Raw genomic sequence first — 14,565 nt, forward strand, 5'->3', positions numbered from 1 at the left:
AATTAGCAACATGAAAAGATTGCTTGTAAACTATTCCAACGACATTCTGCTGAAATAGTATTTACTCCATGGCCTGCTCCACCTAAAAGTTCATCAACTTCTTCTAACTTAAGTTCTTGTAAGGATTCCAAAGCATCTTGACAAATTTTATTATTATTTTTCATAATTTATCACCTCATATGTTATACCGAGCATAACTCGAAAATATTTTTATTTATGCTTTAATTTTAAAATCGCAACATAAAGAAAAGTTAAAGCTAATCTAAAGCTAATGTTAATTTATTGATAAATCTTGTTAGTTCAGAATCAAACAAGGATAAAGTAACTTCACATTACTAATTTATACCTCTTCTTAATATTTTTTACATAAGTTGTAAATCATATACTTTCTTTAAATACACATCACATTTTATCCTTCATCATTAAATCGTAAACTTTAGTGAATACAACGGAGTATATTTAGTGGGTAGAATCTCGTCTTGACACAAAATACTTTACAAATCTTTACTCCTAGATTCTATTTTTCGATAAGCAATTCTATTATCTTTAGAATTAAAATTTCTAAATATAAAAAAAGAGGTTTCCCTCCTTTTTTAATGTAACATATTAGACACTTAGTCATCCAAAATCAAGAACAACATGTGGCAAGAAACGCCCATGTATTTAGGTGACATTCATGTGAGATGGTTTTAAATACGCCATTTTTTCCTGCACCGATAATTTGGTCAAGCTCTTCAAGACTAACTTCTTGAATTGATTCAATAATTGTTGTTTCTTTTTCCATAATTTATCCTTTTCTTAATTTTATTTGAGTGCCGTTCTTATTTTGAGACCAAGTGTCTTTATCTTTGTTACAAGTAAATTTTACAAAGTTGACTTTAAGATATATTAAAGAAATCATAAAGTTATTTTAAAGATTTTAAATCTTTGATTTTACTCCATACCGTTAAAATAAAATCCTTTATGATATAATTAAAAAATCAAGGAGGTATTTATATGAATTTTGAAACACAGTTATTAAACAAACGGATATTAATAATAGATGACGATGTCTCACTTAGTCAATCTATCAAAGAGGTATTAGTCAATAGAGGATTTAAAAATATTAGTAACGCTTATAGTATTAGCGAGGGCATTGATATTTTTTCTGTATCCAAGATTGATTTCATCATATTAGATGTAATGTTACCTGATGGTGAGGGGTATTTACTTGCCAAATATATTAGAAAAACTTCTGATATTCCAATATTATTTTTAACAGCAAAAAATAATCCTGATGATGAAGTTAAAGGCCTTGGATCAGGTGGTGATGATTTTGTCACTAAACCATTTCTCCCGAAAACCTTAATATATCGTATCATTGCTCTATTAAGAAGAGCATACAAAAATGAATCCGAATTAATTACATTGTCTTCTTGTACCATTGATTTAAATAATACAAGTGTAAATAAAAATGGAAATCAACTTTCACTAACTCCTACTGAAATACAGATACTACGAAAACTATACAGTAATAAGAACTACATTGTTTCAACAGAAACAATTTGTGATACTATTTGGGGACTTGATAGTTCTGGATATGAAAAGTCATTAATGGTACACATTCGAAATATAAGAGAAAAAATAGAATCAAGCCCTTCTAAACCGGATCATCTTATTACCGTTAAAGGTCTTGGATATAAGCTTGTTGTCTGAGGTAACGGAGTTTTTAATGAATATTTTCAAAAAAAGCGTATTAAAATTTATTCTTTCATTTTTAACCATCATATTTATTGATATTTTTCTATTAGTTATCACTACAAATTATATTCGTAGTCAACAATCAGCTATGGATATTATAAAAACAGTTTCCTCCAACATCATCCCTGAAAATAATACTTATAAAGTTAGTTTAAAAGGAAAAGAACTAATCGAGATGAATAATTTATGGGTCATGATCATTGATCAAGATAGCGGGAAGGAAAAATTTAATATAAATAAACCTACTAATATAAAAAGTAACTTTGATTATGCTGATGTTATCAGGTTCTCTCGATACTATTTAGAAGATTATCCTGTCTTTACCCAAATTAATGAGGAGCAGAAAGATATTTACATTATTGCCTTTCCAAAAGACAGCATTATTCGATATGGTAATAATTACTTTGATTTAAAGAGAGTTCAAATTTTTCCAATTCTTATTCTAGCTATAATTTTTGTCAATTGCTTATTTTGTTTATTTCTATATATGTATAGTATTACGTTCTTAAATCGTAATATACAACCCATTATCAGTGCAATTGGTAACTTACCATTAGGTTTAAATAAGCAGGTTGACTCAGTCAAAGAGTTAGATCGATTGACTTTAGCAGTTAATTCCGCCAACAGGAAATTACGTGAAAATGAAGAGTTTAAGGAAAATTGGATTTCCGGAATAGCACATGATATAAAAACTCCACTTTCAGTTATCGTGTCCAATACATCTTTAGCTATCGAAAAAACAGATAATGAAAATCTTCTAAAACATCTCAAACCCACTTTAGTTGAGAGTCATTACATCCAAAATTTATTGAACGACCTCAATATTTTTGCAAGATTAACAAATGGTAATTTCAAATTGAACTTGGAGATTGTTGAAATTATTCCTTTCTTTAAAGAAATAATTATTCAAATTATTAATCAAGAAATTTGGGAAGAATTTAACTTTGAGTTTTCACACGATTCCAACCTCTTTAGAAAAAAAATGTATGTTGAAAAGGCCCTCATTTCTCGAGTTATCCATAACTTAATCTATAACTCAGTACTTCATAATAGATCAGGATGCAAAATTAGTATAATTCTAGAATGTACTTCAAATAATGAATTTTCTATAACAGTTCTAGATAACGGAGTAGGGGTTTCTCCTGATAGACTCAAGAGTATTAGCATCTCTAATATTGAAGAATTTAATTTTGACATATCAGGCGTTAGAAGAAGTGGTATGGGATTAAAAATTTCTAAACAAATTATTAATCGACACGGAGGCAGTTTTATTATTACAAGTCAGCAGAATAAATATTTCCAATCGAAAATCATACTTCCACTCAAAAAATAATCTACTTCACAGAATTAATAATTAATATTTTAGAGAATCTCTATTAACTCAAATTTAGTTTGTTGAGATTTCCTTATATTTATTCTATCTGAATACCATCCCGTAATTTTGAACCTACATCTCTCCTAGCATTCAACACTTTCACAAACCTTTCCAACCTTCTAGCTAGTCCCTCATACTCATCAAGATAATGACCTAGCTCCTCTTGTAATACTCCTATTTCCTTATTTACCTGTTCTAATGAAATTGATTCGGTTAAATTTAGCTTTGAAAAATCATACCTTGCTAGTTTTTGACTGCTCAGTTCAGCACCCTTCAGATTGATAAATACTTCCGCCATCTTGTTTAAGGTGGCGATTTTTTCGTTTGTTTGAGTCAGTTTTATATCTAGCTCTGCTATTTCTGCGACTAGTTCGTCTTTAATGTCTTGGTATTTCTTATCAGTTTCAGTTAATTCAATCAAGAGGTTAATCTCAGAAATCTTTTCTTGTAGACTCTCAACTGTTGGTCGTCTATATGGTATCATCCGACTATCATTAGTTAGCTGTCTAATTAAGGTCCGTCCTTTTATGTAACGGTTCATCTCAGAATTTTCTTTGTTATAGATAAAGTATGAGGTTGTCTCACGGATATAGACTTTATATTTTTTATGATTTTCTTCTTCCATAATATCCAATTGATAGTTGGGAATGAAAATAAGACCACTCTGCTTAATACCAAAAGACACCTTGATATAAATGCCCTCATCAACTAACCTCTCAATTTGATGTTCCACAAGTTCAACTTCAAACTCATGGATGGTATCTCGTTGCCCCTTGTATTTCTTGAAGGCTTCCTCACTCTCTTCAGTGGATACCTTCTCCTTATCTCGTTCTTCTTGAAAAGCATGGTACAGTTTCTGTAGATTTTCTAATCCATCTGAAACACCAACTTCCTTATTTTTAAAGTAATCTTGAAAAAAATTGACATCATATAATTTCTTGTCACTTATTTTTTTATGATTCAGACTTATCTGCTTTCCATTTTTTTCAAGTATGAAGGTTACATTCTTTTGTTTTAAGTCAATGGTTAGATTCAATTCTTTCGCTTTTGTCAGTAACTTTTCCAAAGAATTAACACGGTTCAACAAAAATTCTAAACGACTTTCAATCTCTTGCTTGGCAAAGTGTGTACGAAAAAATTCTTCATCATATAAATCTCGTTTACTGAGTTGGCGTCCTCGAATTGGTTTTGTCATTGCTCTATCCGTCATCATAAAGCGACTATGCTTCTGGCTAAAATCGATGTGAACATGCAACTGCACCGCTTTTTCCAAAAAATCATCAAAGGACTTTGAGTGCTGCATCAAAAAATAAAGACGTTGCTTCAATTCAAATTTATGACTAGACTGCCTATATTTTTGATAGTCACGGTAGGAGAAACGTTTTTCAATAATTTTCGCTCCAGCAATCTTAGAAATGCGGTCTGAAATCATACGAAGGTTTCGTTCCAAGGCATAATTCCATATCAACTTTTTATCTGAATTACGGTCAATGGCGTTGATTAGGATATGATTATGAACATGATCTTTGTCTGTATGAGTCGCTACGATAAACTTAAAGCGACCTCCTGTTAATTCCATCATGGTATCATAACCAATGCGGTTAATTTCTTCAGGTGTCAGATTATCCTCAGGAGAAAATGATTGAATGAGGTGATGGGCATGGATATTTTGTTGATGTTTTTCTTGTCGGTCATTTCTGGATTCGTACAACTTGTCGTTATTGGTAAAGTTGACATTGTACATTTCTACCATTTCTTCATAGCTGGGAAAGTCTAAGTAATTGCTCACGCCAAAATCAGATACCAATTTCAAATTGTCCGTTTTATCAGGATTGAGAATATACTTAATTAAACGCCTACGATATTTTTTTCCGTGCGTCGCAAAATGCTTAGTGATTACCATAGAACTCCTTCAGTCTTTTCACTTCCACTTGAAATTCTTTCTCTACGCCAGTAATTAACTCACTAACTCCCTTACTCAATTCTTGTAACTGTTTCTGAGAAATCAAATGGCTTTGATTGATGGCACGCGCAATTTGATTAATGTTATTTCCAATCCGTCTCAATTCAAATACTAACTGGTCATAAGTATCCGTGTTAATGGTGACAAATGACATATTGGGATTCAGCAACACTTTTCTGGCATAGACTGAAAAATTTTGACAATGACTCTTAGCAATTCGTTCATTCAATTGATGTAACTCTGAATCTGTTAAAAATACTTTTTTGAGATTAGTGCGATATCGATAAACCATAGTAGCCTCCTATCTCATGTATTTTTCACGAAACTCATGACTGAGTGGTTGTACTTGATTGACTTCCGCTATCAATTCTTGAACGCAGCTCAATAAGATTGAAACGTGTTCTTGAGTCACTTGGTGATTTTCTCTTGCAATAATCAAAACTTCATACACATCTCGACTAATCTGCTCAAACTTTTGAGATTGCCAAAGGGAGAACCAACTTTCAAAAATTCTATCCTGATAATTCTTTTTCAACAAATTTTGACGAAGAAATTCTGAGAAACTATCCAGTTTTTGTTCCCTCATCATTTCTTTTATCTGTTTTTCTTCTTGTCTCGTGATTCTAAATTGCTTACGAATCAACTTAATTTCTTGTCCCATCCTACTATCCTTTCAACATTATACTTGTCTGACAATGTCAGGCTGCCTCACATTGTCAGTACGCTTCCTAAAGACCTCACTCTCTTCTTTTTCGGTCTTTGCGAGCTCAGGCATTGTGGTCACAATACCCAAAAAATCATATCGCCAGCCGACCAAAACCTTTCAGTTTTGACAGTCAACGATAAGATAACTTGGTGGCTTCGCCCCCAAACCCCCAGTAGAAAATCAAAGTTTGATTTTCTTAGGATTGATATAAGGATAACAAGGATAATTTGGAAAAGTTATCACAAAAATTGGTATAATGTTAGTATAAAATTACTTATTCAAGAGGTTATTCATGGTTAAATCATCTAAGCAAATTGAAGAAGATGCTGTCGATTATTTGAAATTGGCATTAAAAAAATCTAAACATATTAACAGAGAAATTTCCGAAGGAGATAGAGAACCCATCTGGGACGGTCATATCTATTTTTATAAAAACATAAAAAAGCAAAATATTGATTTAGTTGAGAGAATTCCAGTTCAAGTAAAAGGTAAGGATGAATATTATGAAGAAAATGTTGGATTCTCAATAAACAGGAATAATTTGGAGCACTATCTTACAGAAGGTGGTGTACTCTACTTTGTAGTGTATTTAAAGGATGATATCCCTACCGTCACTTATGCTTCACTAACCCCAAAGGTCATTAAGAAAGTTTTATTAGCCAGCGACAAGAAAAAGAAAAAGATTAAGAATATTTCGATTCATATGAAACTTCTCCCTAACAATGAAGATAAGTTAAACTTTGTATTTCTTAATTTTATTCAAAAACGCAAATATCAGAAAGGATTTGCTCATATTGATTGGAGAAGCCAAGAATCTCTCTTTGAAAATTTGGAATCATTTGACGGAGACTTAGAGTTTAAATTTATTGGCAAGGATTATCTAGACATTCTTGATTATGCAATATCTGGTGAGTTAGATCTTTATTACAAACCTAAAGGAGCTATGATACCTGAACCTCTCATTGACGATATTGCTAATTTAAAAATATTTGAAGAAAAAGAAATGTTAGTTCAAATTCAGGGAAAAGATCGTGTATATAAGACAATTTTTTCTTACGAAACCAAGAATGACTTCACTATAGATTTTCGGAATGGTTGTTCAATAACAGTACATAAAAGACCTGATTTAGTAACGCTAACTTTTAATTACTCGCTTTCAAATATTCTCTCAAAAAGACTAGATGGATTAGAGTTTATTATAGAGCTTCAAAAAAATAAAGGAATTATTTTAAACAGAAAAAGACTAGAGTTTAGTGATGAAAATATAGCTAAAATTGATTTTAATTTTCTGAAAAAAGCGTTTAATGCGAACATACGTTTAAAAGAATTAGTAGACAAACTTAAAATTTCTACTGACCTTGACAGCACAGGTTGGTCACAAAAAGATGCTAGAACAATTGAATTATTGTATGATGGTATCGTAAATGAACAAGTGGTAACTCTAGATCGTGTAGACTATAATCCTACTCAAGTCATTCAATTTGCTAATGTACATGTATTACTATTTTTAATTCCAGAAAACGAAGGAACTAAAAGCTATAGACTATATAACTTTAGTGATTACGATATGGTACTAATCAACAAAGATAAACAGTTATTTTCAAAATATGAAACAGTTGAATTAGAGCAGCTACTACTTATTGATAATTTTAACATCTCTGATTATCTTTCATCATATTTGTCAAGTGAAAGTAAAATTGAAAATATGGATCTTGGTCTATTAAAACTAATAAACTACGCTGATTCTAAACACGACCAAAATACCTTGCAGTTTTGTTTAAAATTTGCTCAAAAGCTTGTAGATATGGATAAATCTGAAAATAACATTCTCAATCTACTACAAATTAAAAAGCGTTTAAATAATTTAACACAAAAAGACAGTTCCTATCTCCATTCTTTAATGAATCACAACTCAGTAGAAATTAGATTTGCTACAAATTGTATTTTAGGCTACAAAGATCAAGCAATCTACTTATTCGAAAATGAATTTTCCGATGAACAAAGGGAACGTTTTATTGAATATCCTATATACAATCTCTTAAATCTTTGATTACGATACAATATATTCTAAAAACAGAGGAAGCGTATCTCTGTTTTTTGTTGTTTCAAATAAAATAGTACTACTAAATATTTGTTAAACATTTCGTGTTAAAAAAACTCTACTACTTGCATCTTAAAAATATTTTGATATAATTGTTGCATAATAAAGCAACAGGGGTTTTGATTTATGTTTTCTGGTAGCAATCTTAAAGAACTTAGAATGGAAAAGCAGTATTCTCAATCAGAGTTAGCTAATCTGTTAAAAATCAATAGAGCTTCATACAATAAATGGGAATCTGGTAAATCTGTTCCTAATCAAAAAAATCTTTCTGCCCTTGCAAGAATACTTGATGTTCCAACAACCTATTTTGAATCGGAATACAAGATTGTGAATACCTATCTCCAACTCTCTACGGAAAATCAAGGAAAGGTTGATGAGTATGCTGATGAGTTACTTCAAAAACAACAATCACAAGAGAAAGTAATTCCTCTTTTTGCAGTTGAAGTCTTATCTGATGTTTCTCTTTCTGCTGGTCTTGGAGAATCGCTCTTTGATGAATACGAGACTGAGACCGTCTATGCTGAGGAAGAACAGTATGGTTATGATATTGCTGCTTGGATTAAAGGAGACTCTATGGAACCCATCTACCTTGATGGTGAAGTAGCCCTTATTCGTGCTAGTGGTTTTGATTATGATGGTGCCGTCTACGCCCTATCCTGGAATGACTCTGTCTATATCAAAAAACTATATAGAGAAGAAAATGGATTTAAAATGGTATCACTCAACGATAACTACCCGGATAAATGGATTCCTTATGAAGATAATCCTCGTATCGTAGGGCTTGTTGTAAGTCACTTTATGCCTGTTATAGGAGCCTAAGAATGACAGTTAATGTTAATGAAATGATTTATCTCAAAGACAATCGTATCTATTTTACTCCCTACCTCAATGAGTATGACATTACTAATCATATTCAGGAACTGATGGAAGAATTAGAAATGCTTAAAAGAGGATAAGATGATGGGCTATATCGATTACTCAAAAGAACCTCAGTCTGATATAGCTTTCGTTGATATGAAATCATTCTATGCTTCGGTTGAATGTGTGGATAGAGGATTGAACCCACTCCATACCTCTCTCTGTGTCATGAGTCGTGCTGATAACGCTGGAGGTTTAATTTTAGCCTCTTCTCCCATGTTCAAAAAGGTCTTTGGAAAAAATAATGTCGGACGTGCCTACGATTTACCCTTTGATATCACCACAAGAAAATTTGACTACTATAATGCTATGCATCAAGGCTTAGACATATCACCACGTTATGTTTCCTATATTGAACATTGGGCAAAGCGAACGCTTATTGTCCCTCCTCGAATGGATAGATATATTGAAAAGAATATTGATATTCAGCACATTTTCCAAGATTATGCTGCTCCTGAAGATATTCTCCCCTACTCCATTGATGAAGGGTTTATTGATTTAACCTCCTCGCTCAATTACTTTGTAAGTGATAAACAAATGGATAGAAAAGCAAAATTAGATGTAGTCTCTGCCAAACTACAACATGACATCTGGCAAAAGACTGGTATCTATTCTACCATTGGTATGAGTAACGCTAACCCATTATTGGCAAAACTTGCTCTAGACAATGAGGCCAAACGAACACCAACTATGCGTGCCAATTGGTCCTACAAAGATGTGGAAACAAAAGTCTGGTCAATTCCTAACCTAACTGATTTTTGGGGTATTGGTTCTAGAACAGAGAAACGCCTTCACAAACTAGGGATTACCTCTATCAAGGAACTAGCCAATAGCAATCCTGATCGATTGAAAAAAGAATTTGGAAAGGTTGGACTCCAGTTGTGGTTTCATGCTAATGGTGTTGACGAGAGTAATGTTCATCAACCCTATAAACCAAAGTCACACGGGCTTGGCAACTCTCAGGTGCTACCTCGTGACTATGTCAAGCAGCGTGATATTGAGATTGTTCTTAGTGAAATGGCTGAACAAGTTGCCATCCGAATGAGGCGAGAACATCAGAAAGCTACTATTGTTTCCATCTTTGTGACCTACTCTAAAACAGAAATGAAACAGCCAATCAACGCTCAAATGAAGATAGAACCCACTAATCATACACGACTGCTTACCGATACCGTGCTAACGCTTTTTCGTAAAAAATACACGTCAGGAGCCGTTCGGGGTATTGCAGTCAATTACTCAGGATTTGTCAATGAAAACTATGCCTTAATCTCATTATTTGATGATATCGAAGCAACCGAAAAAGAAGAAAACTTACAGCGAACTATTGACCATATTAGAGACCAATTCGGTTTTTTGGCGGTTCAAAAAGGAACTGCCCTCTTAGACAGTTCCAGGAATATTGCAAGAAGTAAACTAATAGGAGGCCACTCAGCAGGTGGCTTGGAGGGATTACAATGATTGACCGATCATACTTACCATTTCAATCCGCAAGAGACTATCAAGATGTTAACATGCAAAAGTGGATGGGGTTCTTTTTATCGGAACATACCTCTGCCTTATCAGATGATGATAAACAAGTCAGCTACCTTTCTGACCTATCGCTGAATCAAAAATTAATGTTACTCAGTCAGAGTTACGCTAATCAACTGACCATACAGGTGACTAGAATACAGAAAAATGACTATCAAACTATTATCGGAACCATTCCGACCCTTTCAACAAATGAGGTCATTCTAAAAACCAATGACGGACATATCACTATCGCTTTAGAAGATATTATAGCTATCACATTAGTTGAGGAGGCCTACCATGAATCAGCTTGACTTTTATAAAAACGAATTGCAGATGGACTACTTCAGCGATAATTACCGAAAATTTGAAAGTGACTTCTATCGCTACTCAGCACTTGATACCCCATTGACTTTTCTAACAGATGATATCATGTTGGCAATGGCGAAATCTGCTAAAAACTATTTCAAGCTCAATAAAGAAAATGCTAAAGATAATCGTGATCATTATTTCATCTTTGATGTGGAAGTTTTGAACGATAGCAAATTGACAAAAAAATATGTGTATCAGCGAACAATAAGTATCAGACAAAAAAATTAGGCCTTCATCACAATGCCTAATTTTTTTTACTCATTTTTAGGTTTCTTCACCTGCCTAAACTGCTCTATCCGCTTTTCAAGTTGCTCAGTCTTCAATTTATTCTTAGCTTCAGTTATGGTCTCATCTAATATAGGCTCCTTTAGCAATATTTCAGGAGACTTTTTTTCTTCACGGATAGTTTGCCTTGTAGCATCAAAAACGACATCTAATAATTGGTTGACCTTATGTAAGTCGGCTTCAGACATTCCTGATAAGCGATGAATGAGACGCTTAAAACTATCTTGATTTTGCGTTTGCTTTTTGAATAACTTCATCTTCTTTCCCCATAAAAAGCAGCCCTTGTCAGGACTGCTCATCGTTACAAGTCATCAATAGCTGCTGAAATGGCTTGTAATTTCTTATTTTTCTTATTTTTGTCATCAATCAACTGGTGCAACTCTTCGATTTTCTTCTGACTTTGAAGAATGTCCTCATTGTTTTTAGCCATGACATTGGCTAGATGTTGCTTGTAGTCACTGGTAATGGTAGTTGATGGAACTTGTCTTGGCTCTATTTTCTCTTGTGGTTTTGGTTGTGAAACGGACTGCTCCTTACCCTTTTGTTGTTCCATCTCGAAGGCTACCACATAATTCACATCTTCAGTGCCCTCTTGGTTTTCTTTATGAAATAGTGCTGCAATCTTCGCACGTTCTTCTGATGAAGACGTTGGTGTGTTATCATCTAGTGGTTGGTCAAAGGTCCAATCTTTTGTCATGTGTTATTCCTCATTTCTAGTGTCTGATGGTTTTAGTTCTTGTTCATCTTGGCCAAAGGCTTGCGTCAATGCTTCATCAAAAGTCCAGGGACTATTTTGTTGGCGTTTGATAAAGGCTTGATACATGGCTGTTTGTAATTGACTGCGATAGGTTTCTAATTTTTCCGTTTCTTTCGCAACTTTTTCCTCTTGCCTAGCTACTCTTTCTGCTAGACGTTCAATCACACTCATAGGGTGTCCTCCTTATCACTTTCTAGATTATGCTAAGAAACTTGATTTTGTTATCACAACTCTAAAGCGGTATTTTTTCTAGGCGGAGGATTGCTTCGGATAACTTGTAACTTTGCAGATTGTATCATGTCCTTTAAAGAATGATTACTATGATCTTTCACGACATCGTTCCAATCTGCTTTAGTTTCCAATTCCTGTAATGGTGGTAAGTCTGTTTCAATGGGAAGTCCTTTCTCAGATAACTTCTGACAAAAGTCTCTCCCTGCTTCATCATTATCAACAGCTAAGGTTAATAACCCTGTGTGCGTCTGAAAGAAAGTAGTCGTCTCTTGTATAGCATGAAGGTAATGCGTTAATCGACTTGGTTTGACAGTATCTAAAAAAGCAAGTTTGCCCAGTTCCTCAGCTGCTAATCGTAATGACTGATACGCAATCACAGAGAGTTTTAGACCTTCCATAGAAACTAAACGCACATCTGCTAACTGCTTCTGATGGAGTTGATAATAACTCATCATATCAATTACCGATTCACAAAAGATAAGACGTTTCGGTTTTCCAATATCAAAGCTCATTCCCACATATCCATGAGAGTCTTTCATGATTTTTTTGAGGCAACCTCGAACATGTCTCTGACCATTTTTGACAAGTCCTTGAAGACTTGCCCCTTCTAATTGCCCCTGATGATTGTAACTCTTAAAGACAAGGACTGATTCTTGAAAGGTCTTTGTCTGGTAATGGGCCTGTGCTAATAGACCTTGTCTGCCAAAAGCATTGATAGTGTCATCACTTAAACCACGAATGTCATTCAGGTATATCCGTGCTTGGTCAAATGGTTCTTCCCTTAGATAATAACGAAAGGGTTGGTAGGTCTCTTCGACCACCCTAGCCTGTTCAAAGTCCCCTGTTTCAAGGTAACATAGGGCTTCTTTAAAAGAAACTCCTATCACTAATTGAACAAAATCAATCACATCTCCTTGGATGTCACGTGAAAACCATTTGAAAGTATTGGTATCCGCAAAAATCCTAAAAGAATCGTGTTCTGGATGTTCATAGACTTGCCCTGATAGTCGTTTAAAAGAATAACCTAGACTTTCTGCCACATCTAAAATCGCCTTTTGTTTCACTTTTTCAATTCTTGTCATCTCATCTCCTTATCAAAAAAGCAGAAGATAAACTCCTGCTAGTTAGTCTCACTTGTAGTAGTGCCTTGAATCTTTGGAATGCTTGAATTTACTCCATCAGAAGACTCTTTCAAGTCCTCTAGCTTCCCATTCCAAATGGTTACCTGATTGACAAGGAGTTTATCTGACAATTTGGCATAAGATAGTTTAAGAGAGGTGGTTTCTGTCTGTGTGCTTTTCTGAGCCTTATCACTGACATCTGACACGTAAACAACCTGATAAGACACTTCCGCAAAAGCTTCATTTGCTTCTGTATTGACATAGATATTGGCAGACTCAAAGCGATAATCCAACATATAGTCTTTATAGACCTGGTTGATGGAATCTTCTTGACGAGCTACCTCTTCCTTAAAGGCAGAATCTGTCATATAGGGTTTAATACGGTTGTTGTTCTCGCCCAGTTTTTCCTTAGTATAGTATTGGGTGAGGAATTCCTTGACTAGCTCATCAGAGAGGACACTTGCCTTCTCTTTTTCTTTCTCTTTGGTCAGTAATTTTTGAGCCTCAGATTGGATTTGTTTCTGCGTGTGATTGGTTACAGACTGAGAACCAATGGTGTAACCCATCATCACCATAAAGCTAGTCACAGCTAAACCACCCAAACCAATCAATAGCCGAGCCTTCATTTTATTTAACATCACTAGTGCTATCTCCTTTTTCCATAAGATAGCACCATGATAACAAGATGGACTTGGAAAAGTTATCACAAAAAAAGATTTAGCCGTAATTTTTGAAACTAAACCTTTTTTATTTATATAAATTTTTCTGCGGAATCATATCGTAAAAATATCAGGAACAAAACAAATAGATTCAACCCAGATATAAAGTATAATGACCAATAGGTTTGAACTTTTAATAATTGTAGTATGGTTAGAATCATAACACTAGCAAGATTTATTAAAACAGATAAATACAAATCAAATTTGTCATTTCCAAAGCTTTATAGTAACATTTTAGAACTTTCGTAAATAGGAGATATTCCCATAGTAAAAAATGTATGCAAAGTAAGAGGAATAATATTTGTTGTGATTTCATCAGAAAGAAAGTGAGATAGAATATTTGATAATAACACAACAGGACAACTGTTAAGTATATATCAGACCTAAAGCAGCTATGCTTTAATCTCGCTACTACAATCCTCAATTTCATTAAAATCATTTTTCTATATCACTTGAGATAGTCTCGTCTAATATAAATTAAAATAGCTTCTAAAATCAGACAAATTGCTGATAACAAAAAACTGATGGTAATACCAAAATTCTCGGTAATGTAGCTCATTAGTAACACAAATACTGAAAATGATAGTGTTGAAATCACTTCAATAACAGAATAAACATTGACCAAATTATTTTCCTCTACAGTCTCCTGAAGAAATACACTTTCAGGAACCTCTTTTAGCTGTGATAACATACCAACTAAAGCGGAAAAAATAAAAACATCTGCGCATTTGAAGAGAATAAGATAGTAATGAATGTTACTCTAAAGAA

At 33.7% G+C, this 14,565-nt stretch carries 18 protein-coding genes and 1 pseudogene; 8 read left to right on the forward strand and 11 right to left on the reverse strand.

The window, feature by feature from the left end; translation table 11 throughout:
- Window positions 1-2: 2 nt before the first annotated feature.
- A complete protein-coding gene (locus HMPREF9171_RS1000000113590) occupies window positions 3-164 on the reverse strand; it encodes a lacticin 481 family lantibiotic (protein WP_000794682.1) in 162 nt (53 codons plus the stop codon).
- A 464-nt stretch (window positions 165-628) separates the two neighbouring features.
- Window positions 629-784: a lacticin 481 family lantibiotic gene (locus HMPREF9171_RS105315; RefSeq protein ID WP_000410306.1), complete on the reverse strand. Its 156-nt coding sequence runs from the start codon at window positions 782-784 to the stop codon at window positions 629-631.
- A gap of 212 nt (window positions 785-996) precedes the next feature.
- Here HMPREF9171_RS105315 and HMPREF9171_RS105310 point away from each other — a divergent pair, with 212 nt between their 5' ends.
- Together HMPREF9171_RS105310 and HMPREF9171_RS105305 are read left to right on the forward strand one after the other, a co-directional pair.
- Window positions 997-1,695 carry a response regulator transcription factor gene (locus HMPREF9171_RS105310; RefSeq protein WP_001008623.1) on the forward strand — a complete coding sequence of 233 codons (699 nt, stop codon included), beginning with the start codon at window positions 997-999 and terminating at the stop codon, window positions 1,693-1,695.
- Window positions 1,696-1,711: 16 nt separating this feature from the next.
- Window positions 1,712-3,073: a sensor histidine kinase gene (locus HMPREF9171_RS105305; protein ID WP_001019996.1), complete on the forward strand. Its 1,362-nt coding sequence runs from the start codon at window positions 1,712-1,714 to the stop codon at window positions 3,071-3,073.
- A gap of 79 nt (window positions 3,074-3,152) precedes the next feature.
- On the opposite strand, the gene HMPREF9171_RS105300 is transcribed toward HMPREF9171_RS105305, so the two are convergent.
- Genes HMPREF9171_RS105300 through HMPREF9171_RS105290 form a run of 3 tightly spaced genes read right to left on the reverse strand, consistent with a single transcriptional unit; the run spans window position 3,153 to window position 5,739 of the window.
- On the reverse strand, window positions 3,153-5,018 hold the full coding sequence (locus HMPREF9171_RS105300) for an SAG1250 family conjugative relaxase (RefSeq protein ID WP_000237146.1): 1,866 nt from the start codon (window positions 5,016-5,018) through the stop codon (window positions 3,153-3,155).
- Window positions 5,005-5,370 (reverse strand): plasmid mobilization relaxosome protein MobC, encoded by a 366-nt coding sequence (gene mobC, locus HMPREF9171_RS105295; protein ID WP_000263043.1) that lies wholly within the window; start codon window positions 5,368-5,370, stop codon window positions 5,005-5,007. The genes HMPREF9171_RS105300 and mobC overlap by 14 nt, the downstream gene beginning before the upstream one ends.
- A 9-nt stretch (window positions 5,371-5,379) precedes the next feature.
- On the reverse strand, window positions 5,380-5,739 hold the full coding sequence (locus HMPREF9171_RS105290; RefSeq protein ID WP_000529541.1) for an SAG1252 family conjugative relaxosome accessory protein: 360 nt from the start codon (window positions 5,737-5,739) through the stop codon (window positions 5,380-5,382).
- Window positions 5,740-6,076: 337 nt separating this feature from the next.
- On the opposite strand from HMPREF9171_RS105290, the gene HMPREF9171_RS105285 reads away from it, so the two are divergent.
- The 6 genes from HMPREF9171_RS105285 (at window position 6,077) to HMPREF9171_RS105265 (ending at window position 10,912) form a co-directional block, all read left to right on the forward strand.
- Window positions 6,077-7,834 carry a DUF4365 domain-containing protein gene (locus HMPREF9171_RS105285; RefSeq protein ID WP_000241023.1) on the forward strand — a complete coding sequence of 586 codons (1,758 nt, stop codon included), beginning with the start codon at window positions 6,077-6,079 and terminating at the stop codon, window positions 7,832-7,834.
- Between the two features lie 177 nt (window positions 7,835-8,011).
- The gene (locus HMPREF9171_RS105280; protein ID WP_000491221.1) at window positions 8,012-8,704 is read left to right on the forward strand and encodes an XRE family transcriptional regulator; all 693 of its coding nucleotides are present in this window, start codon (window positions 8,012-8,014) and stop codon (window positions 8,702-8,704) included.
- Window positions 8,705-8,706: 2 nt separating this feature from the next.
- Window positions 8,707-8,841, forward strand: coding sequence for a hypothetical protein (locus HMPREF9171_RS1000000114195; RefSeq protein WP_000217899.1), 135 nt, complete (start codon window positions 8,707-8,709; stop codon window positions 8,839-8,841).
- Between the two features lie 4 nt (window positions 8,842-8,845).
- Entirely contained in the window at window positions 8,846-10,261 is a 1,416-nt protein-coding gene (locus tag HMPREF9171_RS105275; protein ID WP_025193626.1) for a Y-family DNA polymerase, read from the forward strand.
- Window positions 10,258-10,626 carry a hypothetical protein gene (locus tag HMPREF9171_RS105270; RefSeq protein WP_000567220.1) on the forward strand — a complete coding sequence of 123 codons (369 nt, stop codon included), beginning with the start codon at window positions 10,258-10,260 and terminating at the stop codon, window positions 10,624-10,626. Before HMPREF9171_RS105275 ends, HMPREF9171_RS105270 begins: the two co-directional genes overlap by 4 nt.
- On the forward strand, window positions 10,613-10,912 hold the full coding sequence (locus tag HMPREF9171_RS105265; protein ID WP_001072430.1) for a DUF5960 family protein: 300 nt from the start codon (window positions 10,613-10,615) through the stop codon (window positions 10,910-10,912). The genes HMPREF9171_RS105270 and HMPREF9171_RS105265 overlap by 14 nt, the downstream gene beginning before the upstream one ends.
- A 26-nt stretch (window positions 10,913-10,938) precedes the next feature.
- On the opposite strand, the gene HMPREF9171_RS105260 is transcribed toward HMPREF9171_RS105265, so the two are convergent.
- The 6 genes and pseudogenes from HMPREF9171_RS105260 to HMPREF9171_RS105235 form a co-directional block, all read right to left on the reverse strand.
- Entirely contained in the window at window positions 10,939-11,226 is a 288-nt protein-coding gene (locus tag HMPREF9171_RS105260; protein ID WP_000765213.1) for a hypothetical protein, read from the reverse strand.
- A 44-nt stretch (window positions 11,227-11,270) separates the two neighbouring features.
- Entirely contained in the window at window positions 11,271-11,666 is a 396-nt protein-coding gene (locus HMPREF9171_RS105255; protein WP_000159226.1) for a DUF5945 family protein, read from the reverse strand.
- A 3-nt stretch (window positions 11,667-11,669) separates the two neighbouring features.
- On the reverse strand, window positions 11,670-11,897 hold the full coding sequence (locus HMPREF9171_RS105250) for a DUF5965 family protein (protein WP_000110926.1): 228 nt from the start codon (window positions 11,895-11,897) through the stop codon (window positions 11,670-11,672).
- A 53-nt stretch (window positions 11,898-11,950) separates the two neighbouring features.
- A complete protein-coding gene (locus HMPREF9171_RS105245) occupies window positions 11,951-13,039 on the reverse strand; it encodes a toprim domain-containing protein (protein WP_000196744.1) in 1,089 nt (362 codons plus the stop codon).
- 38 nt (window positions 13,040-13,077) lie between these two features.
- Complete coding sequence (locus HMPREF9171_RS105240) at window positions 13,078-13,716, reverse strand: hypothetical protein (RefSeq protein ID WP_000932869.1); 639 nt, start codon at window positions 13,714-13,716, stop codon at window positions 13,078-13,080.
- A gap of 529 nt (window positions 13,717-14,245) precedes the next feature.
- Window positions 14,246-14,556 (reverse strand): annotated as a pseudogene (locus HMPREF9171_RS105235) (MFS transporter); the annotation flags it as partial.
- Window positions 14,557-14,565: the final 9 nt, after the last annotated feature.

This window comes from Streptococcus agalactiae ATCC 13813 (assembly GCF_000186445.1).
In the GTDB taxonomy this organism is placed as follows: domain Bacteria; phylum Bacillota; class Bacilli; order Lactobacillales; family Streptococcaceae; genus Streptococcus; species Streptococcus agalactiae.